Consider the following 20,748-nt stretch of genomic DNA (forward strand, 5'->3'; position numbering starts at 1 on the left):
AGGTAGAAACCGTGAACATGATCGAAGGCCATATAGCATTCAAGCCAGCCGATGGCATTCCGGTTTGGGACATCGATCCCTATGCCGAGGAGGTATTGCTTCATCCGAACGAATATTATGCGGAGCTTCGCGCGCGGGGTCCCCTTGTCTATATCCCCAAATGGTCCGTACTTGCGTCGGGGCGCTACGAGGAGACGCGAGAGATCTTTTCCGATCACGCCCGCTTCGCCTCGTCCCGCGGCGTCGGCCTCAACGACTTCAAATACGGAAAACCCTGGCGGCCGCCGTCGATCATTCTGGAGGTCGATCCGCCGGATCACACCAAGACTCGCAAGGTCATGGCGCGCGCTCTTTCGCCCAAAGCGATCGCCGGCCTGAAGGAAGGCTTTCTTCAGACTGCCGAAGCCATCATCGGACGGCTGATCCGGCAGGGATCGTTCGAAGCGGTCACGGAACTTGCCGAAGCGTTTCCGGTCGCTGTGTTTCCAAAAGCCGTCGGCATGGTCGACAGCGATCGCCGCCGCCTCGTGGACTATGGCGCTATGGTGTTCAACGCGCTCGGCCCAGATAACAAGTTCCGGCGCGCCGCAATGTCACAGGCACCTGACATCGTGCCGTGGATCACGGCAGCCTGCGCACGAGAGCGCCTGACCAAGGACGGGCTCGGCGCGCTGATATACGGCGCCGCGGACGATGGCGAAGTGACCGAGGAAGAAGCAGCGATGCTCGTGCGTTCATTTCTGTCCGCGGGCGTCGACACCACCGTCACCGGAATTGGAAGCGCCCTTTGGTGCCTCGCGTCCAACCCGCAGGAATACCAAAAGCTGAAGACCGATGCGTCGCTTGCCCGCCCCTGCTTCGAGGAAGTTCTACGCTACACCTCACCGGTTCACACCTTTGCCCGAACGGCAAATCAGGACACCAAAGTGGCCGGACTGCGGATCGCTGAAGGCACCAAGATCCTGTGCGCGCTCGCATCCGCGAATCTCGATCCCGCCAAGTGGGGCGACCCCGATATATTCCGTATCGATCGCAAGCCCGTCGGGCACATGGCGTTCGGCGCCGGGATACATGGCTGCGTTGGCCAGAACCTTGCCCGGCTTGAATTGGAAGCCGTGCTGACAGTGCTCGCCGACAAGGTCGACCGCATCGAATTTGACGGCGAACCGGAATGGCGGCCGAACAATGCCATCCACGCGCTCGACCGGATGCCATTGCGGTTCATCGGCAGATAGGAGAGCTCCATGACGAGAATAACCTTTGTCTCTCATGACGGGGCCGAAAGGACCGTCGATGCGACCGACGGCGACAATGTCATGCGCACAGCCCTTGCCAACGATATCGATGGCATCGTGGCGGAATGCGGCGGCTCGATGATGTGCGCCACCTGCCACTGCTACGTCGATGACGAATGGGCGGACAAGGTTGGCTCGCGAATGGACGGAGAAGACGACATGCTGGAAAGCGCGGCCAGCAAGGTCATCCCGACAAGCCGCCTCTCCTGCCAGATCCGCATCACGCCCGAACTGGACGGTCTCATCGTTCACCTGCCGGAGAGCCAGACATGAAGAACGGAGTGGTGATCGTCGGAACCGGCCAGGGAGGGTTTCAGCTGGCGGCGAGCCTGCGGCAGGAAGGGTTTCAGGATGCGATCACCATGATCGGGGACGAGCCCGGCCTTCCCTACCAGCGCCCTCCCCTATCCAAGACCTATCTGAAAGAAGGTCGCGTCGAAGCGATCCAGCTTAGGCCCGAAAGCTATTATGAGCGTAACGGCATACGATTGATCTCTCCGGAGCGTGCAATCCGCATCGACAGGGCTGCAAAAACGGTCGAAACGCTGACGGGCGGTTCGATCGGGTATGACCACCTTGTACTCGCGACCGGAGCTCGCAACGTCATTCCGCCAATCCCTGGCCTGGAAGCCTGCAACGTCCATCAATTGCGCACGGCGGCCGATGCGGACAATCTGCGCAGCGCTCTGGTGAGCACCCGCAACGCGATCGTCATCGGCGGCGGCTTCATCGGCCTTGAATTCGCTGCGGTTGCCGCATCCTCGGGTCACAGGGTTACCGTGGTCGAGGCCGCCCCTCGCCTGATGTCACGCGCGATTTCCCCCGATATGTCGGAAGCCTTTCGCATCTTTCACGGGGAGCTAGGCACGAACCTCTATCTTGGCTGCAGCGTGGCCGAAGTGTTGCGTGGCGATACCGGCCGTGCCCATGGCGTGAGGCTCTCTGACGGCCGGACGATCGAAGGCGACCTTATCCTGCTTGCCGCCGGAATCAGACCGAATACCGAGTTGGCCGAAGTTGCGGGTCTCGCTGTCTCCAACGGTATCGTTGTCGATGCCGGCCTCGTCTCGCAGGACCCGGACATTTCATCTCTGGGCGACTGCGCTGCTTTTCACGACCTGGAAAGGAACTGCCAGCTTCGTCTCGAATCCGTCCAGGCTGCCACCGATCACGCGCGTACCATCGCCCGGCGGCTGACGGGCAAGGCCGCGCAGTATGATGCCTTGCCCTGGTTCTGGAGCGACCAGGCGAACTGGAAACTGCAGATTGCCGGACTCGGCCATGATGCTGACGACGACGTGGCAATTACGCGACCCGACGGACGCAAGCTTGTATTTCGCTTTAAAGTGGGCAAGTTATTGGCGGTTGAAACGGTCAATGCCGCTGGCGAGCACATGGCCGCCAGACAACTGCTTCGCTATCCCGGTGGGGTTACGGCCGAAGCGCTGGCGGCGCGCGATTTCGACATAAGCGGTTTGGCGAAGGCACTGAAAGAGTTGAGTTGATGAGCCCGACCGAAAGGCGGAAGAAATCTGTACACGTCGCTTTGGACGAAGTCTGCCCGCAGGGACGGATTTCCAGCTCGACCACCGGGAGGGACGGCGTCGAGATCCTCGACATCACCAATTACATCCCGTTCTTTCTCTCCAGCATCAACAATGCCCTGTCGCGAGGGGCATCGGCGATCTACCGCGACCAATTCGGTATCGGCATCACGGAATGGCGGGCAATTTCCATGCTGGCCATCGAGCCTGAGATCACCGCCGCACGGATCTGCGAGGTGGTCAACCTCGACAAGGCAGCAGCCAGCAGGGCGCTCGCGACGCTCGATGAAATGGGCTACCTCGGCTCGGTCATCTCGGAAAAGGACCCGCGAAAGCGTCGCTGGTGGCTCAACGATAAAGGCTATGAACTTCATGCCAGGATCATCAGGATTGCTCTTGCCCGCGAGGAAAAGTTGATAGCTGGAGTCCATCCCGACGACCTGGAGGCAGGAATCCGCGCCATGCGCGTCATGATGAAAAACGTGATGAAGATGTAAGCTCCGGCTGAGGGGTTGGTCTTGAAGGGAATCGAACCAAAGACCACGAGCCGGTAGACCGAAAAGCCTGCTTTTACAGACTTTTCCATTCGCGAGAACCCTCTCGCCGCGCACCCCTAAGCAGTTGCTCAGATGGCTGACCGTCCAATTCCTCCGGTCAGCCCCATTGTACAAGCTGGCGAGTGTCGAATATGCCGCTTGAACCGTCGCATTGAAAGCCTGATGACCGCGGAGGATAGCGCGGGGCAGGATATTGCCTGTGGCGTATTCCCGTCGGCTTCAAGCCGATTTCCGATTGGGAAGAACATGGCCGGATGGGACATAAGGCGGCAGTTCGAGATTCGACCGGAAATCGCCACCGACATAATCCGTATCAAGGAGCGACCGGCGCCGGAGTTCCGGCAGCAGTCCATTGACCAGGAGGTCCTCCTGTTCGGGATTGCCGAAACCATGCAGCGAAAGCACGTCGAGAATGCCGTGGCGGTAGCGCTCCTCGATCGCGTCGGCCAGCTGTTCCGGCGTGCCGGCCACCGACCAGTGGCCGGTCTCCTGCGCCTGGATGATCAATTCGCGAAGCGTCAGGCCCTGTTGCGCATAGCGGCGGAAGACCTCGACGCGACCGCGCCGGCGATTGATACTGGTGACTTCGGGTAGAAGCGTTTCGGGCAGCGGCTTGTCGAGCGGTAGTTCCGACAGGTCGAGCTCACCGCCGAGCATGTCGGCGAGCTTCAGGCGGCCCTGTTCGTAGTCGATGCGTTCGTGCTTTTCCTTCAGCCTGCGGGCAACGTCCGCATCGCTCTCGCCGATCACCGAATGGAAGGAATTCATGATGAAAGGCAGGCCATCCGCGCGACCGAAAGCCGTCGCCCGCCGGCGAAGCTCGGTCGCGAAGACGATCGCATCCTCAAGCTTCGGCTGCGAAGTATACACGACCTCCGCGTAACGCGCGCCGACCGTGACGCCCACATCGGACTGACCGGCCTGGAACTGCACCGGGCGTCCCTGCGGCAATGGAGCCACGTTCAGAGGGCCCTGAATGTCGAAATGCTTGCCCCGGTAATCGACGCGATGAAATTTATGGTGATCGATGGCGATGGCGCCCGATGGCCGGCGCTGCGCAGCATCCCGCTCGTTGGCATCGTAGAGGGCATTGATGACCTCGATGAATTCGGCCGCACGCTCGTAACGCTTTTCGGGGCTTGGCAGTTGCTCACCAAAATTCTCCTCGCCGACCGACGAGGTCACTGCGTTCCAGCCGGCTCGTCCACCGCTTGCGTGGTCGAGGGTGCCGATCTGTCTGGCCAGATTGTATGGGTGATGGAAGGTCGTGGAAACGGTGACGATCAGTCCGATCTGCGACGTCACCTGGCTTAGCGCCGACAGGACGACGATAGGCTCCTGAATGCCGGCCGTGCCGACGAGGCCCGCCGGATCGATATGCAGCACATCGGCCGTGAAAAGGCCGGTGATCTTTTCGGCTTCGGCCTTGCGCGCAAGCTGGACAGCCCGGGCGATACCGGCCGTCGGTGTTGGATCGTTCGAGGCCGAGATCACGCTGCTTGCGCCGGTGAGGGTCTTCAGACGCCGGGGACGGTTGGAAGCCATGATGAAATCCTCCGAAGGAATGAATTGCGATATTGTTTCCGATACGCCGCTCGTCCCGGCGTCAGGCCAAAGCCGGGACCGCTTCAAGCAGCGCCTGGGTGTAGGTGTGACGAGGTGAGGAAAACACTTGCCCTACCTCTCCGGTTTCGACGACGCGGCCGTCCTTCATCACCAGGACACGGTCGGTCAGGTGATGCACGATTCCGAGATCGTGGGAGATGAACAGCAGTGACGTGCCGGAGACCGCCTGCAACTCCGCGAGAAGATCGAGGACCTGCGCCTGAACCGAGACGTCGAGAGCACTGACCGGTTCATCCGCCACCAAGAGCTTCGGCCGCGGAGCAAACGCCCTTGCAATCGCCACTCGCTGCCTCTGCCCACCGGAAAGTTCGCGCGGGAAGCGTTTCAGAAAAGCAGGTCCGAGCCTTACTGCATCGAGAACATCGAGCACGCGCTCCCTGCGCTCGGCCCCGTAGACGCCGACGGAATCGAGGCTTTCACCCACGATCTTTTCGATCGTGTAGCGGGGATCGAAGGAGCTGAAAGCATCCTGGGCGATCAGTTGCATGCTGGCACGCTGCGGGCGCCGTGCTGTTTCCGGCACGTTGCTCCACTGCCGCCCGTCGATCAGCACTGTTCCCTCGTCCGGCTCCAGCAGGCCAAGCACGATCTTGGCCACCGTGGTCTTGCCCGATCCGGACTCGCCGACAATGCCGAGCGCCTCACCGGCGGCGAGCGAGAAGGAGACATCGTTGACGACGGTCGAACCGCCGTTGCCGCCATAACGCTTGACCAGATTGTGGGCCGCCAGAACATGGGTATCGTGGTCGATCCGCTTTTGCGGCAGCGGAATTCGATGACGCAAGGAGATATCGGCTTCGATGACAGGCGATGTTTCGGGGCGAACGGGCTCGGCAGGTGCAGAGAGGCGGAACCCCTTGGAGGCGACCGATGGCACGGCGTCCAGAAGCTGCCGCGTATAGGGATGTTCGGGCTGCCGCAAAAGCTTATCGGTCGGCCCCTCTTCGACGATCCGGCCGTCATTCATCACCAGAACCCGGTCGGCCAACCGGGACACCACGGCAAGGTCGTGGCTTATGAGCAGTAACGTGTGTCCGGCCTTGCGACGCTCGGCAAGCAGGTCGAGGATCTGCTTCTGAACGGTGGCGTCGAGCGCCGTCGTGGGCTCGTCGGCGATCAGCAGCGACGGGCCCCGCGCGATCGCGGTGGCGATCAGCGCACGCTGGCGCAGGCCACCGGACAGCTGATGCGGATATTGCCGCAGACGACGCTCCGGATCTGGAATGCCGACCGATTTCAACAGGTGCTGACTTTCGCTGCCTGCGCTCTTACGGGCAAACAATCTCCGCCTTCCGAAAGCGTCGGAAAGCTGCTGCTCGATCCGCCGCAGCGGATCGAGCGAGACAAGCGCGTCCTGAAGAACGAAACCGATCCTTTCGCCGCGCAGCCGCCGCCAGTCTTTCTCGCGATGGCCCAGCACGCTTTCACCCGCGATATCGAACCGGTCGGCCCTGACCTTTGCCCCCGCACCGGCGAGCCCGATCAGTGACCGCGCGGTCACCGATTTCCCGGAGCCGGATTCCCCGACCAGAGCGACGGCCTCACCTTCGCGGATTGCAAGATCGATGCCGCGCACGACGACATTCTCTTCGCCGTCGCGCGCGAAGGCGATCGACAGGTTGCAGATATCGATCAGCGGACTCATGCCGACCTCCTGCCCTCGAAGGCGAGCTGCCAGCGCTTGCCGAGGAATGTGATGGCGATGACGGTGAGTGTGATGGCAAGGCCGGGCCAGACGCCGATCCACCAGGCAACGCGCAGGTAATTGCGCGCCTCCGCAAGCATCGCGCCCCATTCCGGCGCCGGCGGCTGCGGTCCCATGCCGAGAAAGCTCAAGCCCGCCGCCTGGATGATCGTTGAGCCGAGCCCGATCGTTGCGAGGATCGGCACCTGCGCGATCGCATGCGGGAGGATGTGCCGGACGACCAGTAGGCTCCGGCTCAAGCCGAAGGTCTTCGCCTGTTCCACATAACCGCTTTTGGCGATGACGAATGTCTGCGCCCGGACCACCCGGGCGAAGCGGGGGATGGACGCGACGCCGAGGGCAAAGACGAGATTGACGGTGCCGGGTCCGGTGAATGAGATCAGCACCAGGGCGAGAAGCAGATCCGGAAATGACGAGATCACGTCGAGGAAACGCGAGATGACTTCGTCGATGATGCCGCGTGCCAGCCCGCAGAACAGGCCGAGAAACGAGCCGACGATCGCGGAGATGGCGACTGCGCTGACCCCGATCAGGATCGAATACCGCGCACCATAGATCACCCGCGACAGCACGTCCCGCCCCAGATGATCGGTGCCGAGCAGATGTGTCAGCGAAGGCGGCAATTGCGCCCGCAGAGGATCGGCGACGATGGGATCGGCCGTGGTCAGCGCCTGCGGCCAGATCGTCGCAATCGCCACCAGTGCAAGGAAAAGTGCAGACAAAAAGGTGCCGGGACTGAGCTTGAAGGGTCGGATGCCCTCGCGGGAGCCCTTCCTCTCGCTTTGGTCGATCGCGCCAAGAAGGGTCATGCCGCCCTCCCCTGGCTGTCGTTGCGCAGTCGCGGATCGAGGATGAGGTAGAGAACGTCGACCAGCGTGCTCATTGCCACGTAGATCAGCGACGAGAGGATGGCGACCGCCAGCACGACCGGCAGGTCGTGGGAAAGCACGGCATCGACAGTGATGCGCCCGAGCCCCGGCCGCCCAAAGACGGCCTCGGTGATCACCGCACCGGAAAGCAGGTTTCCGACCAGCCATCCCGCAAGCGTCACGGCCGGCAGAGCCGCATGCCTGAGGCCATGACGCAGCTTCAGTACGAAGCTGCTCGCACCCCAGCTGCGCACGGTCAGGGCGAACGGCTCTTCAAGTGCACGCTCCAACCCTTCGCGCAGAACCTGGCCCAGAACCGCGCCGAGCGGCAGGCCAAGTGCAAAGGCAGGCAGGACGAGCGCGGACAGGTTCCGATCGCCGGAAACCGGAAACAACTTCAGCGTGAAGGAAAAGACGAAGAGCAACAGAATGCCCAGCCAGAAGGAAGGGGTGGAAATCAGCGTCAACTCCAACCCGCTGGCGATGGCGCGCGGCAACCGCCTGCCCGCAGTGAGGATCGCGCTCGCCACCGCAAACAGGATGGCGACGACAAGGGCTGCGGCCGTGAGTTTCAGCGTCGGCAGCATCTGCGTGGCGACAAGGCCGGATATGTCCGTCTGCAGGATGTAGGAGCGGCCGAAATCGCCGTGCAGCACCCGCTCCAGATAGGTGAGGTATTGGGTGATCAGCGGTTGATCGAGACCCCATTCGGCACGGATTGCCGCTTCCACCTCAGGCGTCCGGAGCTGCTCCCCGATCAACAGGCTGACGATATCGCCTGGTGCGAGCTGGACGGCGATGAAGCTCAGCGTCACTGCGGCCCACAGCACCAACAGGCCGGAGCCGATCCGCACCAGGATCTGGGAGGTGAGCGCGCCGCGCCGCCAGAGCCGGTAGCGGCTGAGGCGAGCGGCAGGCGCCTGTTCGAAAACGCTCGTGTTGTCGGCAGCCATGTCATCCACTCCTTCCCGCGGCAAACCGCGCGCGATTGTCTCCACTCGGACGGATTATTCGGTGCGCCAGATATCGTAGGCGCCTTCCGGCAATTGCTTGAAGGGACGGAAGGAAATGCCCTTCACATAGGTCGCGGCCGCGATCTGGTCCTCCGGCTCGTAGAGCGGCAGGGCATAGGCCTGGTCGACGATCGCGAAACGCTGCAGCCTAGCGTAAAGCTCGAAACGCTTCTTGACATCGAGTGTCGCGGCGGCCTCGTTCAGCCATTGCGACAGTTCCGGTGCGGCCGCCCGGCTGTAGTTGATCGTGCCGCCCTTATCGAGGGGCAGGTAATGATATTCGATATCGATCGCGTCGGTCGGCGTGTTGGAATTGGCAATCGAGCCAAACTGGCCGGTCTTGCGGCGGTCGGTGTAGGTTCCGGCATCGACGAAGATGATGGCCAGATCGATGCCCGCCACCTGCCGAGCCTGCGCCTGCAGCGCCTGCAACAGCACGTCACGCTGGTCTCGCACCGTGGCCTGCGCCTGGATCACCTCGATCGTCAGCCGCTTGCCGTCCTTGGCGCGGAAACCATCCGCGTCCCGCGCCGTCCAGCCGGCTTCGTCCAGAAGCGCATTCGCGACCTTCGGGTCGGCGCCATAGGCCTTCTCGATGCTCCTGTCGTAAAATTGCGGATCGATGGGCGAAGTAATACCCCAGGCGCGTGTCCTCTCCCCGCGATAGACGGCCTTCAGGACCGCATCGACGTCGATCGCCGCGACCAATGCCTTGCGCACCTTCACGTCCTGCGTCGGCCCCCATGTGACATTCAGGAAGAGCGAATAGGGCGTGCCTGTATTGAGCGCCGTCTGGTAGGTGAAATCGGCATTTTCCTTGAACAGCGCAGCATCGTTGCCCGAAACGCCTTCGATAACGTCCACCTGTCCCGATGTCAGCGCCCCGACGCGAACCGAGGATTCCGGCAGGAAACGATAGACGACCTCTTCCAGATAGGCCTTGCCCCGATGCGCGGCGGTCTTCGGCGCCCAGTCGTAGGCGTCATTCCTGACGAACTGGATTTCCTGGCCTTTCACATAGCGCTTCAGGATGAAGGGGCCGGTTCCGGCAATCTCCGGCCCGCCAGACTTCAGTTGCGCCGAGGCAAAGGCGGCCGGCGACAGGATTTCAAGGCTCGCGACATAATCGAGGAACGGCGCATAGACATCCTTCAGGGTGAACGAGACGGTCGACGCATCAACCGCCTTCAACTCCGCGATCCGCGAAACGGGACCGGCGCTGACACTGCCCGAATAGGCCGCGTCCTTCAGGCGGGTGAAATTGGCGACGACAGCCTGAGCGTCGAATTTTTGGCCATCGGAGAAGGTAATGCCGTCGCGCAGCTTGAACGTATAGGTCTTGCCGTCCTCGGAGATCGTGTAACCGGCCGCAAGCCACGGCGTGTAACCGCCGTCCGACGTTCGGGCCAGAAGCGATTCATAAGCGTTGCGCAGCAGAAGCTTGGTCTTGTCCTGGCCGTTGAGCTGCGGATTGAGCGTCGCCGGCTCCGTCTCGACACCCCAGGTCAGCTTCCCACCGCTTACCGGCTTGCCGTCGTCTGCCCGCGAAAGATCCGGAAGGGCCGATGCGGCGAGAATCCCCATGCCCAGAGCAATCACCTGTCTGCGGTTCAGCATTTACATTCTCCATTGTTGGTAGGGTTCGGACGATAGGGATCAGGCCTCCTGCTGAAGCCAGATGTCGTAGGCGTTTTCCGGCAAGCGCTTGAACGGGCGGAAGCCGGCGCCCTTCACCTGGATGGATGCGGCGATCTGGTCGTCGGGCACGTAGAGCGGCAGGCCCAGCGCCTGTTCGATCAGCGCATAACGCTGCAGCCTGGCGTAGATGTCGAAGCGCTTGCCGGCATCGAGCGTCGAGGCCGCTTCGTCCAGCCAGGCAGACACTTCCGGCGCCTCGGTGCGGCTGTAGTTGATCGATCCGCCTTTGCTGCGCGGCAAGTAGTGGAAGTAGATCGTGACGGCGTTTTCCTGGGTGGTCGTGGAGTTCGGAATGATACCGTACTGGCCATCCTTCTGGCGGATGGCATAGGTTCCGGCATCGACATATTGCAGGGCGAGATCGATGCCGGCGTTCTGGCGGGCCTGGGCCTGAGCCGCCTGCAGCACGATGTCGCGCTGGTCCCGGACCGTCACCTGCGACTGCACGACCTCGATCGTCAGGCGCTTGCCGTCCTTGGTGCGGAAACCGTCGGCGTCCCTCGCCGTCCAACCCGCCTCGTCCAGCAACTGATTGGCCACCTTGGGATCGAAACCGTAGCTGGCCTCGATGCTTTTGTCGTAGAAATCGGTATCGGCGGGCGTCAGGATGCCCCAGGCACGCTTGCGTTCTCCCCGGTAGACCGCCTGCAGGACGCCTTCAACATCGATTGCGGCCAGCACCGCCTTGCGCACCCTGACGTCGGCCGTCGGGCCGTTGGTGATATTGAGGAACAGCGTGTAGGGCGTGCCGGTATTGATCGCCGTCTGGTAGGTGAAATCCGGATTATCCTTGAACAAGCCCGCATCGTTGCCCGATATGCCTTCGATCACATGCACCTGGCCGGAGGTCAGCGCGCCGGTGCGGACAGCGGATTCGGGCAGGAAGCGATAGACGACTTCATCCAGGTAGGCCGGCCCCTGGTGTCTCGCGTTGGCGGGCGGCCAGTTGTATTTCGGGTTCTTGACGAAGCGGATTTCCTGGCCCTTGACGTAACGGTCGAGGATGAAGGGACCGGTCCCGGCGATCTCCGGCCCTCCGGCCTTGAGTTGCGACGACGCGAATGCCTTCGGCGACAGGATCTCGATGCCGGCGGCTCCATCCAGGAAAGGCGAGTAGACCCTGTTCAGCTTGAGGACCAGCGTGTACTCGGCGGCGGCGACCGCCTCCTTCACATGCGAGACATAACCGGCGCTGATGCTTCCCGAATAGGTCGGCTCCTTCAGCTTGGTGAAGTTGAGCGCCACCGCCGCCGCGTTGAATTTCTCGCCATCCGTGAAGGTCACGTCGTCGCGCAGAATGAAGGTATATTCGGTACCATCAGGCGATACCGAATAGCTCTTGGCGAGCCACGGCACATAATCGCCATCGGGGCTGCGCGCCAGAAGCGACTCGTAGGCATTGCGGATGATCAGCTTCGCCTTGGCCTGGCCGTTCAGATGCGGGTTCAGCGTGTTCGGTTCGGTCTCCACGCCCCAGGTCAGCGATCCACCGCTCCTCGGCTGATCCGCTGCAAGTACGTCGCCGGGTTTCGTTCCCGCAGCCGCGAGGATGGCTGCCATGCCGGTTCCCGTCAGAAAGGTACGTCTCTTGATCATGTCTGGTTTCCTCAAAACGGATCGCGCTTAAGCGGCGATCGCCTTTCCCTGCGGGGCGAGATGTTCGATGGCCTTCAGGCGATGGGCGGCATCGGCGACAGGGCAATCGATGACGAACTCGTCGATGCCGAAACGCTGGTGCAGCCGTTGCAGCTCGGTGCGTACGCGCGCCGGCCCGCCCCTGATGACGAGCGGCGAACGCTCCTCGATCCGGTAGTTGGTAGCCCCAGCCTGGCGTGCATATTCAGCGGCCTGTTCCTGGCTGCCGACATTGACGCCCTGCCCGTTTTCGACTTCGACGCGGAACCGCCGGTCGTTGGCCTTCAGGCTTTCGGCAGCCTGGTCGGTATCGGCAACCACGACAGCAACCGCCAGCAGCGCATAAGTCCCGCCGGCGTCGCGATAGGCAGAAAACGCGCTGGAAATGGCTGTGTCGTCACCATGGATATGCCCGGCATACACGAAGCCCCAGCCGAGGCCGGCGGCAAGCCGGGCGCTTTCGGTGCTGGCACCCAGCAGGAAGCGATTCGGGGTAACATCGGGCACCGGATAAGCGAGAAGCCTGTCGGCACCGATCTCCTCTGTTCCGCCATGCTTCAGGAAACCGTCGAGCTCCGCCAGCTGCGCATCGAAGCTCGGCTTGCGGGCGGGATCATAGGCACCCTGCAGGGCACGCGTCGAAAGCGGCAGCCCGCCGGGCGCCTTGCCGACTCCGAGATCGACCCGCCCCGGCGCAAGCGCCGACAGGAGATTGAAGTTCTCCGCCACTTTGTAGGCGCTGTAATGCTGCAGCATCACCCCACCGGAGCCGATATGGATGCTCTTGGTATGGGCGAGCAGAAAGCCGATCAGGACTTCCGGCGAGGAGCTGGCAAGGCCCGGCGAATTATGGTGTTCGGCAACCCAGAAGCGCCGGAAGCCAAGCACCTCCGCCTTGCGGGCGAGAGCAAGGGTCCGTTGCAGTGCATGCGAAGCGGGCTCATCTCCGTCGATCGGACTCTTGTCCAGAAAACTCAGCGCGTAACCCATGAGATCTCCCTGCGAATGCGTAGCGAGAGAAATCTATTGTTTTTATATATAATGAATCGAGCAACGATGTTTCTTTATTCAGTTGCACAATAAAAGATCATGCCGAGCCAACCAATCGCTCGTTACGCCATGCTTACGGGCGCAGTGAGGACACATCGGATCGGCTGAACAAAGTCTGGAATCCGGGTCGCTCGCGGCGCTCTACTGGAGACCGGCCATGGCGGACGCCATCATTCGATCGTCACTTCTGCATCCCGACACGGAGCCCCTGATCGACGGGCTGATCCTTGAATATGACGGACGTTACGGCACCGACAGCCGGCCAGGTGGCGCGCACGGTGAGATCTACCGCTACCCGGAAGGGCTTTATGCGCCACCGCTCGGCGATTTCCTGCTCCTCCAGCGCGACGGGCGCACGATCGCTGGCGGCGCCTTCATGAGCCATGATGACGAGACGGCGGAACTGAAGCGGATATGGACGGACCCTTCGTTGCGCAGGCAAGGGCTTGCCCGGCGCATCGTCCTTGCGCTGGAAGAAAGCGCCGCGGAGCTGGGTTACACCCGCTCTTACCTTTCGACCGGCTTCCGCCAGCCGGAGGCCGTGGCGCTCTACCTGAAGCTCGGATACCGGCCGCTCTTTGATCCGGCCGCCGATCCGTTGCTCTACCGGTCCCTGCCCTTCGAAAAACATATCGGCGCCAAGGCCGGCGAGACAGGCAGCCGGCCGATCTACCCGCCGGCGGCTTCGTTCGACGATGCGACGGCCAGGGTCAGGGCGCTGAAGGCGGAGCAGGAAGCACGCATTCTCGACCGCTTCCACGGACACACTGCCTCTGCTGCCTGATCATTCGACCACGCGTCTCTCACTGCATCGAATTGCGAGTTTCCATGCCCCTCTCCCACGTCACCAATTTCTCCTTTCTCGTTCCCGGCAATTACGACGACGAAGACCCGTTCAAGGGCCTGGAAGAAACGCTACAACTGATCGAACATGGCGAACGGCTCGGGTATTCGAGCGCCTTTGTCCGCCAGCGACATCTGGAGCGTGGCATATCTTCCGCCGCGACCTTTCTTGCCGCTGCCTCGCAGCGTACAAAGACAATCGGGCTTGGCACCGCTGTGATCCAGCTCGGTTACGAAAACCCCTTCCGGCTGGCGGAAGACCTGGCAACGGTCGACATCCTGTCGCGTGGACGCCTGCATGTCGGTGTCTCGGTCGGCCCGCCGCCTTTCGCGCATCTGATCGATGACTATGTCGATAGCGCTCCCGATGCCGACTACAGCCACCGCCGGGCGGAGAAACTTGCCCGCGCGCTGCAATCGCCGCCGCTTTCCGACAGCCTGGAATCCGGCAATGCGGCAGGCGCTCAGGTGCCGCGGCTGCGACCTGTCTCAAAGGGCCTGACCGACCGGCTCTGGTACGGCGGCGGCTCGCAGAACTCCGCCCGCTGGGCCGGCCAGGCCGGTTTCAATCTCCTCTCGGGCAATATCGTCAGCGGCGAAGGCACGGACGATTTCCTGACCGCGCAGGCAGCCCTGATCGCCCGGTTCCGGCAGGAATGGGTGCATGCCCGGCAACCACGCGCGGCGCTTGGCCGTGTCATCCTGCCGACCGACAGCGCAAGCCCCGCGACCCGGCGCCGTTACACCGAATTCGTCGCCTCGCGCACCGAGCGGACCAAGTCCGCCCATGGACCGCGCCGCACGCTCTTCCTGCCGGACATCCTCGGCAGCGGCGATGAGATCCTGGAGCACCTGTCGCGCGATCCCGTGCTGCCACTCGTATCGGAGTTCCGCCTGGAACTGCCCTACGAGTTCCAGGCCGAGGATTACAGCCAGATCATCGAGGATTTCAGCCGGCTGCTTCCGAAAGCGGGAAAGGCGGAACCGCTGCTGCGCAGCGCCGGCTGACGACAGCCATATCACCGACAATCCTATCCACGGAGTACAACATGACGTCCAAGACAGGTCTTCTTCTCGGCATCGGCCTGACGGCCGGCGACTACGGGGTCTTCAAGGTGGCCGACGCCTCTCCCCCGCTGCTGGACCGGCTGGACCGAAGCGCCGACCTGATCACGCTCGAGGATGGTTATGCGCGAGCGAAGGGAGACGGGCCTGACGCCATCCTGCTGGCCAACTGGCTCGGTTCCCGCACCCGCACCGTCGGCGTGATCGCCGGCGCACCGCTGAATTTCCTGGAGCCTTTCCACGTTTCCACGGCCATCGCCACGCTGGACTATGTGACGGAAGGCCGCGCCGGCCTTCTCCTGCAGTCGTTGAAGGGAGAGCGTGCCACGGAGGCCCGGTTGGCTACGGGATCGCTCAACGGCTTTCCCGATATCAACGAACAGACGCTCGACCAGGATCTTGCAGAAGCAATCGATGTCGTCCGGCAGCTCTGGGACAGCTGGGAGGACGATGCGGTGATCCGCGACAAGGAAAGCCAGCGATTCATCGACGGTGCGAAACTGCGCTACATCGACTTCAAGGGTGGCAATTTCAGTGTGCTCGGGCCGTCGATCACACCGCGGCCGCCGCAGGGACAGCCGATCGTCGCCTCCTCCGTCGGGCCGCAGGATGATCCCGCATCGGCAGCATCCTCCGACCTCATTTTCCTCAGCGGCAAGGCAGATCAGATCCTTGCCCTTTCACGGGAAATCTCCGCGCGATTTCCGGAGGCGCTGCGCTTTGCCGACATCGAGATCGCCACGGCGATCGAACCCGACGGTCTGCTTGGTCGAGCGCGGCAACTGAATGGGGCGGGGTTCGCCGGAATACGTCTTGTCGTGACCGACGCGAAACGCGACCTGGGGCCGTTGCTCGACCAAGTGATCCCGGCGCTACGGGATGCAGGCATTGCTGCGGCGACCAGCGGCACGACGCTGCGGCAGCGCCTTGGCCTGCCCGCTGCCCGCAACCGCCACGTCGCCGCCGCGGCCTGATCTCTACAATCGGATTTCACAGCATGTCGAAAAAACAAGTCATCATTGGAGCCCAGTTCCCCGGCGTCAACAATTTCACCGTCTGGAGCGACCCCAAGGCCGGCAGCCAGATCGCCTTCTCCTCGTTCCGGCATTTCGCCGAAACGGTCGAGCGGGGGAAACTGGACTTCATCTTCCTGGCGGAAGGGCTGCGAGTACGTGAGCAGAAAGGGCGTTTCCACGAGCTCGACGTGGTCGGCCGCCCGAATACGCTCGCCATCCTGACGGCGCTGTCGGGCATCACCAGCAAGGTGGGGCTGATCGGCACGCTGACGACCACCTTCAACGAACCCTATGCGCTGGCGCGCCAGCTCGCCACATTCGATACGCTGTCGGAAGGCCGCGCTGGCTGGAACGTCGTCACCTCGCCCGGCGCCTTTACCGGCGCGAACTTCCGACGTGGCGACCACCTGCCCTTCGCGGAGCGTTATGAGCGGGCACGCGAATTTATCGATGCGGCGCGGGCGATCTGGGAAGGCGGCGATTTCGCCTATCGCTCGAAGCATTTCGACATCGCCGGACGGACGAACCTCAAACGCTCACCACAAGGGGCGCCGGTAATCGCCCAGGCGGGCGATTCCGATACCGGCCGCGAACTTGCCGCAAGCCATGCCGACCTCATCTATTCGCGCCATGGGACATTGGAGGAAGGGCAGGCCTTCTATCGCGACGTCAAATCGAGGCTTTCGAAATACGGAAGGGATGCCGGCGACCTGAAGATCCTGCCCGGTGCCGCCTTCGTGCTCGGCGACAGCGAAGAGGACGCTCGCGAACGGCTTGCGGCGATCAGGCTGCAGCAGGTCAGTCCAAAGAATGCGATCGTGTTCCTGGAACAGGTCTGGAACCGGGATCTCTCGGCCTACGACCCGGACGGTCCACTGCCGGAGATCGATCCAGACATCGCCTCCGTTGCCCTTTCGCAGGGACGTGCCAACCGGATCGACGACCGGTTTCAGACCGCCCGCACCTGGCGGGAGATCGCCGAACGCGACAAGCTCAGCATCCGCCAACTGGTGATCAAGCTGACAGCCCGCCAGCATTTCGTCGGCACGCCGGAGACGGTCGCAAGCGAGATCAATCGCTATGTCCAGGAAGATGCCGCCGACGGTTTCGTCTTCGCACCGCATCTGACGCCTACCGGCTTCGACGAGTTTGTCGAAAAGGTCATCCCCCACCTTCAGGAAAGAGGCGTCTTCCGCAAGAATTACGAGGAGGATACGCTGCGGGGACATCTCGGGCTGCGGCAGCTGCACTAGGTTCGACGCATGACCAAAACCTCCGAATTTCTCTGGTATATCCCGAACGACATCCAGGCCGGCCATCGCGGGGATGCCGCCGTTGCCGATCACAACAGCCTTGAAACGCTGGTCAGTCACGCCAGGGCACTGGAAGATAATGGCTGGACAGGCGCCCTGATCGGCACCGGCTGGGGAAGGCCGGACACATTCACTGTGGCTACGGCTCTTTGTGCCCGCACCGCCAGCTTCGAGCCGCTGATCGCCGTGAGGCCGGGTTACTGGCGGCCGGCGAATTTCGCTTCGGCTGCGGCAACGCTGGACCACCTCAGCCGTGGGCGGGTGCGCGTCAACGTCGTTTCTGGGCTGGACGATCTGGCCGCCTATGGCGACGAGGAAGGCGATCAGGCCCAGCGCTATGGCCGCACGAAAGAATTCATGCGGCTGATCCGCCGGCTTTGGACTGAAGAGAAGGTCACTTTCGAAGGTGAGCATTTTCGCGTGAGAGCATCGACAGTCGAACCGCGCACGGCGGTACGTGGCAACCGGCGCCATCCGGAGCTTTATTTCGGCGGCGCGTCGGAAGCCGCCGAACGTGTCGCGGCGACGGAAGCGGACGTGCAGCTGTTCTGGGGCGAGCCGTTCGAAGATATCGCGACACGGATCGACCGCCTCAGGAGGCTTAGTATTCGTCTTGATAGAGACCTCCCTCCGCTGCAATTCGGCCTTCGCGTCACCACCCTGGTACGCGATACTGCCGAAGAGGCTTGGAAGGACGCGGAGGCCAAGGTCGCCAGGCTGGCCGCTGGTGCAAGTGGCAGGTGGAGCGATCACCGCCAGTCGATCGCGGTTGGGCAACGGCGACTCTTCGATCTGCAAAACCGTGGCGACGTGCTTGACGACAACCTCTACACGGCTCCGGGCAAGTTCGGTGCAGGCGGTGCCGGCACGACCTGGCTCGTCGGCTCGGCGGAGGACATCGCACGATCCCTGCAAAAATATCGTAACCTTGGCATCACCAAGTTTATACTGTCGGACACGCCGTATCTTTCGGAGATCGTCAGACAGGGGAAGACATTGCTTCCGCTGCTGCGTTGACGACGAGAGCGCGGCAACGAGGTCGCGGCGGCTCGGGTGCACATTTCATTCCGATAAATGACGTGCCGGGTAGAGGCATTGACGAGCCAATAGGAGATGAGTGCCTCGTCGACCATAAGACCGGGCTGTTCATTGGCCTTCGCGCCGGGCAGGCAAGCCCCATCTGAAGGTCGATGGATCAGTGGGTTACGGTTGTCCTGATCAGTGATGGCGGTCGGCGGCAATGATGGGTGTGCGTGCGGCCAAATATGCTTCCAAAAGAACGTCGGCGCGCGCGGCCGGTTCGAGCCACAAACGCCGCAGCCAACCTTGCTCGTCGATCAACACGCCGGCTCTGGCGAGATTCGGAGGTTCGGTTCCGGCCAACACGGCCATCGCCAGAAGCCACTGCGATCCTTGCCCATCGTCGCCGATCGTGCAGGTCCGCAACTTGACTTCTTGCCCCTTGACAGCAGCATCCTGAATTGGGTCGTCGGACGGCCCCCCGTCATGAACACCCGCCTTCAGATAAAGCATAGTGCCGGGGCGAGCGGTATCCGCGGTCACACCGTCCTCCCGGCAAGTCATCACAATGGCAGGGGCGCGTGTCGGCACCTGCCAGCGCCCGTCGAAATCGAGGCTCACCGCACTTGCGCGAGCCCTGATGAAATCGACCAGCATCCATATCTCGTCATCGTCCAGCCTGTCATGGAAGGCCGGCATGGTCGGCGTACCATCCCCGGTCGCCATGCCATGCTTGACGTGCCAGAACAGGTCGCCGTCCCGGGACCTGCCATAAAGCGGCGCGGTGAGATTGGGCGGCCATACCGGTCTGCCCGTCGCCAAAGGACCGCGCCCACGCGCGTCGGATGCGTGGCAGCCGGCACAGTCCGCGGCGAACAATGCGGCCCCCTGTTGCAGGGAGACCGGGCTGCGCACTCGCTCCCATTGCTGGAACGTGGTCGGAAACGCCGGGCGGAAATAGGGTTTGAGCGGAAAGGACGGCGTCCAGAAGGCAGCCACAATGGCCGCTCCCGTAAACAACCATCGCCAGCGCCGCGACAGGAACGCGGCAACCAGGAATCCCGACGCCAGGAGGATCGGCGCCAGCGTCCGCATGATCCTGTCACGCAGGAAGACATCGCTCCACAGGTCCGGCACCGGACGGATCGTAAAAGGCCAGACAGGCTGCTCATGCGCGCCGGGCGGCAGGCTCGCAAGCCCTGCCGCCGCGCCAAGCAATATGAGCCCGGCCACCGCTTCCCCCAAAATGCTTGCCTTGAGCATCTGGGTACCCCTCTCTCCGCCGGCCAGAGCGCGCGGCATCAGGACGAAGCGATTGACGGCGGCAAAGGCGAGCAGCACCGCAAACAGCAGGATCTTGACGCCGGCAACGAAGCCATAGGGCGTGCCGATCAGGCGAGGCAGATCACCGATCAACGGCAATTGCGCGACGGCGGTCGCCGCAATCGTCGCAACGCAGACGATGCCGACGCGGGAAAAGCGCGCTGTCGCCAATGCGCCCGCCAGAGGCGCTGCCCGCAGCGTGAGCCACAGCGGCAGGAGCGCGCCAAGCCAGACGCTCGCTGCGATAACATGGAAGGCTGTCGCAAGCGGGAGAAACAGGTTCTCGGCCGCAGCCCCATGCCCGAGCCAGGGCTGAAGCAGAAGAGCCGGACCAAGGAAAGCCAGCGCCGGCCACGGCACTGCCCGCCGCGCCGATCGCAGCACTGCCACCGACACGATCGCTCCGAACAGGAGCAACGCGAAGCGCAGGCTGAAGATTTCCCCAAACCGGGTTTGCGACAGGACGAGACAGAAGGAGCCCCAGCCAACCGGTCCGTTGCCGGTCATCGCCATTGCCTGAAGCAGAAACCAGAAGAGCGCGCCGGCGACCGAAAGGAAGAGGCTTGTGTTTGCCAGCCGGCCGATCCCGCCAAGCGTGACGCGCAGCCTGTCTTCCTCGCCGCTCGAATCCAGCGACAGCGGCCGGGGCACGATCAGCACGAGAAAAACCAGGGCGCCAACGGCCTGAACCAGCGCCGCGAGATGCAGGAAATGCGCGATCAGCAGCGCCAGCTCGATCAATGTCACAATCCGTCAGCGCCTCATGCCGGAAACTGCATCTGCAACCGTCAGGGCTTGATCGCAAAGGTGTAGCTGCCATCGACGCGGTGAGTATCTACGGAAGTGACCGCCCAATCGACCTTGTAGACGCCGGGCGCCAGCCTCGGTAGACCGACCCGGAGGCTCTTCCTGTTTCCGCCGACATTCTCCGGCGCACCCGTCGGGATCGGCTCGCCCTTTCCGTTCGTCACCTTGATGCTGCTGAGCGTCAGCTCGATTTCCTGGGTGAAGGTCAGCGTCACGGCGGCGGGAGACGTGGTCTCCTCCGCCCGTTCCGCCGGGCTTGCCCTGTCGAGATGCGCATGCGGCCATGCAGTCGAAACGAAAAGGAGCGAGGAAACAGCTCCAGCGATCAGAATACGAAGGGTTTTCATTCTCTGGCTTTCCGTGACGGGA

At 62.7% G+C, this 20,748-nt stretch carries 18 protein-coding genes; 9 read left to right on the plus strand and 9 right to left on the minus strand.

What is annotated here, in order from left to right; translation table 11 throughout:
* The first annotated feature begins 17 nt into the window (after positions 1 to 17).
* From ACFFP0_RS01880 to ACFFP0_RS01895, 4 genes are read left to right on the plus strand one after another with little or no spacing between them, the layout of a single operon-like run.
* Positions 18 to 1,235, plus strand: coding sequence for a cytochrome P450 (locus ACFFP0_RS01880; RefSeq protein WP_377255439.1), 1,218 nt, complete (start codon positions 18 to 20; stop codon positions 1,233 to 1,235).
* Between the two features lie 9 nt (positions 1,236 to 1,244).
* Positions 1,245 to 1,568, plus strand: coding sequence for a 2Fe-2S iron-sulfur cluster-binding protein (locus ACFFP0_RS01885; protein WP_377255288.1), 324 nt, complete (start codon positions 1,245 to 1,247; stop codon positions 1,566 to 1,568).
* Positions 1,565 to 2,800: an NAD(P)/FAD-dependent oxidoreductase gene (locus ACFFP0_RS01890; protein ID WP_377255292.1), complete on the plus strand. Its 1,236-nt coding sequence runs from the start codon at positions 1,565 to 1,567 to the stop codon at positions 2,798 to 2,800. Before ACFFP0_RS01885 ends, ACFFP0_RS01890 begins: the two co-directional genes overlap by 4 nt.
* Positions 2,800 to 3,336, plus strand: coding sequence for a MarR family winged helix-turn-helix transcriptional regulator (locus ACFFP0_RS01895; protein WP_377255295.1), 537 nt, complete (start codon positions 2,800 to 2,802; stop codon positions 3,334 to 3,336). The genes ACFFP0_RS01890 and ACFFP0_RS01895 overlap by 1 nt, the downstream gene beginning before the upstream one ends.
* Before the next feature lie 279 nt (positions 3,337 to 3,615).
* Here the strand turns inward: ACFFP0_RS01895 and ACFFP0_RS01900 are convergent, their stop codons facing one another.
* The 7 genes from ACFFP0_RS01900 to ACFFP0_RS01930 form a co-directional block, all read right to left on the minus strand.
* Positions 3,616 to 4,941 (minus strand): NtaA/DmoA family FMN-dependent monooxygenase, encoded by a 1,326-nt coding sequence (locus ACFFP0_RS01900; RefSeq protein ID WP_377255298.1) that lies wholly within the window; start codon positions 4,939 to 4,941, stop codon positions 3,616 to 3,618.
* A gap of 61 nt (positions 4,942 to 5,002) precedes the next feature.
* Positions 5,003 to 6,667 carry a dipeptide ABC transporter ATP-binding protein gene (locus ACFFP0_RS01905; protein WP_377255301.1) on the minus strand — a complete coding sequence of 555 codons (1,665 nt, stop codon included), beginning with the start codon at positions 6,665 to 6,667 and terminating at the stop codon, positions 5,003 to 5,005.
* Positions 6,664 to 7,536, minus strand: a complete 873-nt coding sequence (locus tag ACFFP0_RS01910) for an ABC transporter permease (RefSeq protein WP_377255304.1) — start codon at positions 7,534 to 7,536, stop codon at positions 6,664 to 6,666. Before ACFFP0_RS01910 ends, ACFFP0_RS01905 begins: the two co-directional genes overlap by 4 nt.
* Positions 7,533 to 8,549: an ABC transporter permease gene (locus ACFFP0_RS01915; RefSeq protein WP_377255308.1), complete on the minus strand. Its 1,017-nt coding sequence runs from the start codon at positions 8,547 to 8,549 to the stop codon at positions 7,533 to 7,535. Before ACFFP0_RS01915 ends, ACFFP0_RS01910 begins: the two co-directional genes overlap by 4 nt.
* A 54-nt stretch (positions 8,550 to 8,603) precedes the next feature.
* Positions 8,604 to 10,226, minus strand: a complete 1,623-nt coding sequence (locus ACFFP0_RS01920; RefSeq protein WP_377255310.1) for an ABC transporter substrate-binding protein — start codon at positions 10,224 to 10,226, stop codon at positions 8,604 to 8,606.
* A gap of 39 nt (positions 10,227 to 10,265) precedes the next feature.
* A complete protein-coding gene (locus ACFFP0_RS01925) occupies positions 10,266 to 11,903 on the minus strand; it encodes an ABC transporter substrate-binding protein (protein ID WP_377255313.1) in 1,638 nt (545 codons plus the stop codon).
* Positions 11,904 to 11,930: 27 nt separating this feature from the next.
* Entirely contained in the window at positions 11,931 to 12,932 is a 1,002-nt protein-coding gene (locus ACFFP0_RS01930; protein WP_377255317.1) for an MsnO8 family LLM class oxidoreductase, read from the minus strand.
* Positions 12,933 to 13,149: 217 nt separating this feature from the next.
* Here ACFFP0_RS01930 and ACFFP0_RS01935 point away from each other — a divergent pair, with 217 nt between their 5' ends.
* The 5 genes from ACFFP0_RS01935 to ACFFP0_RS01955 are packed head-to-tail and all read left to right on the plus strand — an operon-like array spanning position 13,150 to position 18,246.
* Positions 13,150 to 13,776, plus strand: a complete 627-nt coding sequence (locus ACFFP0_RS01935) for a GNAT family N-acetyltransferase (protein WP_377255320.1) — start codon at positions 13,150 to 13,152, stop codon at positions 13,774 to 13,776.
* A gap of 44 nt (positions 13,777 to 13,820) precedes the next feature.
* Positions 13,821 to 14,843, plus strand: coding sequence for an LLM class flavin-dependent oxidoreductase (locus tag ACFFP0_RS01940; protein WP_377255323.1), 1,023 nt, complete (start codon positions 13,821 to 13,823; stop codon positions 14,841 to 14,843).
* Between the two features lie 41 nt (positions 14,844 to 14,884).
* The gene (locus ACFFP0_RS01945) at positions 14,885 to 15,874 is read left to right on the plus strand and encodes an LLM class flavin-dependent oxidoreductase (protein ID WP_377255327.1); all 990 of its coding nucleotides are present in this window, start codon (positions 14,885 to 14,887) and stop codon (positions 15,872 to 15,874) included.
* Positions 15,875 to 15,897: 23 nt separating this feature from the next.
* A complete protein-coding gene (locus ACFFP0_RS01950; RefSeq protein WP_377255329.1) occupies positions 15,898 to 17,169 on the plus strand; it encodes an LLM class flavin-dependent oxidoreductase in 1,272 nt (423 codons plus the stop codon).
* A gap of 9 nt (positions 17,170 to 17,178) precedes the next feature.
* Positions 17,179 to 18,246 (plus strand): LLM class flavin-dependent oxidoreductase, encoded by a 1,068-nt coding sequence (locus tag ACFFP0_RS01955; protein ID WP_377255331.1) that lies wholly within the window; start codon positions 17,179 to 17,181, stop codon positions 18,244 to 18,246.
* A 201-nt stretch (positions 18,247 to 18,447) separates the two neighbouring features.
* Here the strand turns inward: ACFFP0_RS01955 and ACFFP0_RS01960 are convergent, their stop codons facing one another.
* Both ACFFP0_RS01960 and ACFFP0_RS01965 read right to left on the minus strand, forming a co-directional pair.
* A complete protein-coding gene (locus ACFFP0_RS01960; protein WP_377255334.1) occupies positions 18,448 to 20,319 on the minus strand; it encodes a CopD family protein in 1,872 nt (623 codons plus the stop codon).
* Positions 20,320 to 20,360: 41 nt separating this feature from the next.
* Positions 20,361 to 20,726 carry a copper resistance CopC family protein gene (locus tag ACFFP0_RS01965; RefSeq protein WP_377255337.1) on the minus strand — a complete coding sequence of 122 codons (366 nt, stop codon included), beginning with the start codon at positions 20,724 to 20,726 and terminating at the stop codon, positions 20,361 to 20,363.
* Between the last annotated feature and the right edge of the window lie 22 nt (positions 20,727 to 20,748).

The sequence above is a fragment of the Neorhizobium puerariae genome, from assembly GCF_042429745.1.
Taxonomy (GTDB): Bacteria; Pseudomonadota; Alphaproteobacteria; order Rhizobiales; family Rhizobiaceae; genus Neorhizobium; species Neorhizobium puerariae.

Excerpts from the sequence above, each read along its gene's own strand:
- ACFFP0_RS01940 (WP_377255323.1), top strand. The coding sequence starts at position 13,821 with ATGCCCCTCTCCCACGTCACCAATTTCTCCTTTCTCGTTCCCGGCAAT.
- ACFFP0_RS01930 (WP_377255317.1), bottom strand. The coding sequence starts at position 12,932 with ATGGGTTACGCGCTGAGTTTTCTGGACAAGAGTCCGATCGACGGAGAT.
- ACFFP0_RS01920 (WP_377255310.1), bottom strand. The coding sequence starts at position 10,226 with ATGCTGAACCGCAGACAGGTGATTGCTCTGGGCATGGGGATTCTCGCC.
- ACFFP0_RS01955 (WP_377255331.1), top strand. The coding sequence starts at position 17,179 with ATGACCAAAACCTCCGAATTTCTCTGGTATATCCCGAACGACATCCAG.
- ACFFP0_RS01945 (WP_377255327.1), top strand. The coding sequence starts at position 14,885 with ATGACGTCCAAGACAGGTCTTCTTCTCGGCATCGGCCTGACGGCCGGC.
- ACFFP0_RS01890 (WP_377255292.1), top strand. The coding sequence starts at position 1,565 with ATGAAGAACGGAGTGGTGATCGTCGGAACCGGCCAGGGAGGGTTTCAG.
- ACFFP0_RS01880 (WP_377255439.1), top strand. The coding sequence starts at position 18 with ATGATCGAAGGCCATATAGCATTCAAGCCAGCCGATGGCATTCCGGTT.
- ACFFP0_RS01910 (WP_377255304.1), bottom strand. The coding sequence starts at position 7,536 with ATGACCCTTCTTGGCGCGATCGACCAAAGCGAGAGGAAGGGCTCCCGC.
- ACFFP0_RS01925 (WP_377255313.1), bottom strand. The coding sequence starts at position 11,903 with ATGATCAAGAGACGTACCTTTCTGACGGGAACCGGCATGGCAGCCATC.
- ACFFP0_RS01915 (WP_377255308.1), bottom strand. The coding sequence starts at position 8,549 with ATGGCTGCCGACAACACGAGCGTTTTCGAACAGGCGCCTGCCGCTCGC.
- ACFFP0_RS01885 (WP_377255288.1), top strand. The coding sequence starts at position 1,245 with ATGACGAGAATAACCTTTGTCTCTCATGACGGGGCCGAAAGGACCGTC.
- ACFFP0_RS01935 (WP_377255320.1), top strand. The coding sequence starts at position 13,150 with ATGGCGGACGCCATCATTCGATCGTCACTTCTGCATCCCGACACGGAG.
- ACFFP0_RS01965 (WP_377255337.1), bottom strand. The coding sequence starts at position 20,726 with ATGAAAACCCTTCGTATTCTGATCGCTGGAGCTGTTTCCTCGCTCCTT.
- ACFFP0_RS01900 (WP_377255298.1), bottom strand. The coding sequence starts at position 4,941 with ATGGCTTCCAACCGTCCCCGGCGTCTGAAGACCCTCACCGGCGCAAGC.
- ACFFP0_RS01895 (WP_377255295.1), top strand. The coding sequence starts at position 2,800 with ATGAGCCCGACCGAAAGGCGGAAGAAATCTGTACACGTCGCTTTGGAC.
- ACFFP0_RS01950 (WP_377255329.1), top strand. The coding sequence starts at position 15,898 with ATGTCGAAAAAACAAGTCATCATTGGAGCCCAGTTCCCCGGCGTCAAC.
- ACFFP0_RS01905 (WP_377255301.1), bottom strand. The coding sequence starts at position 6,667 with ATGAGTCCGCTGATCGATATCTGCAACCTGTCGATCGCCTTCGCGCGC.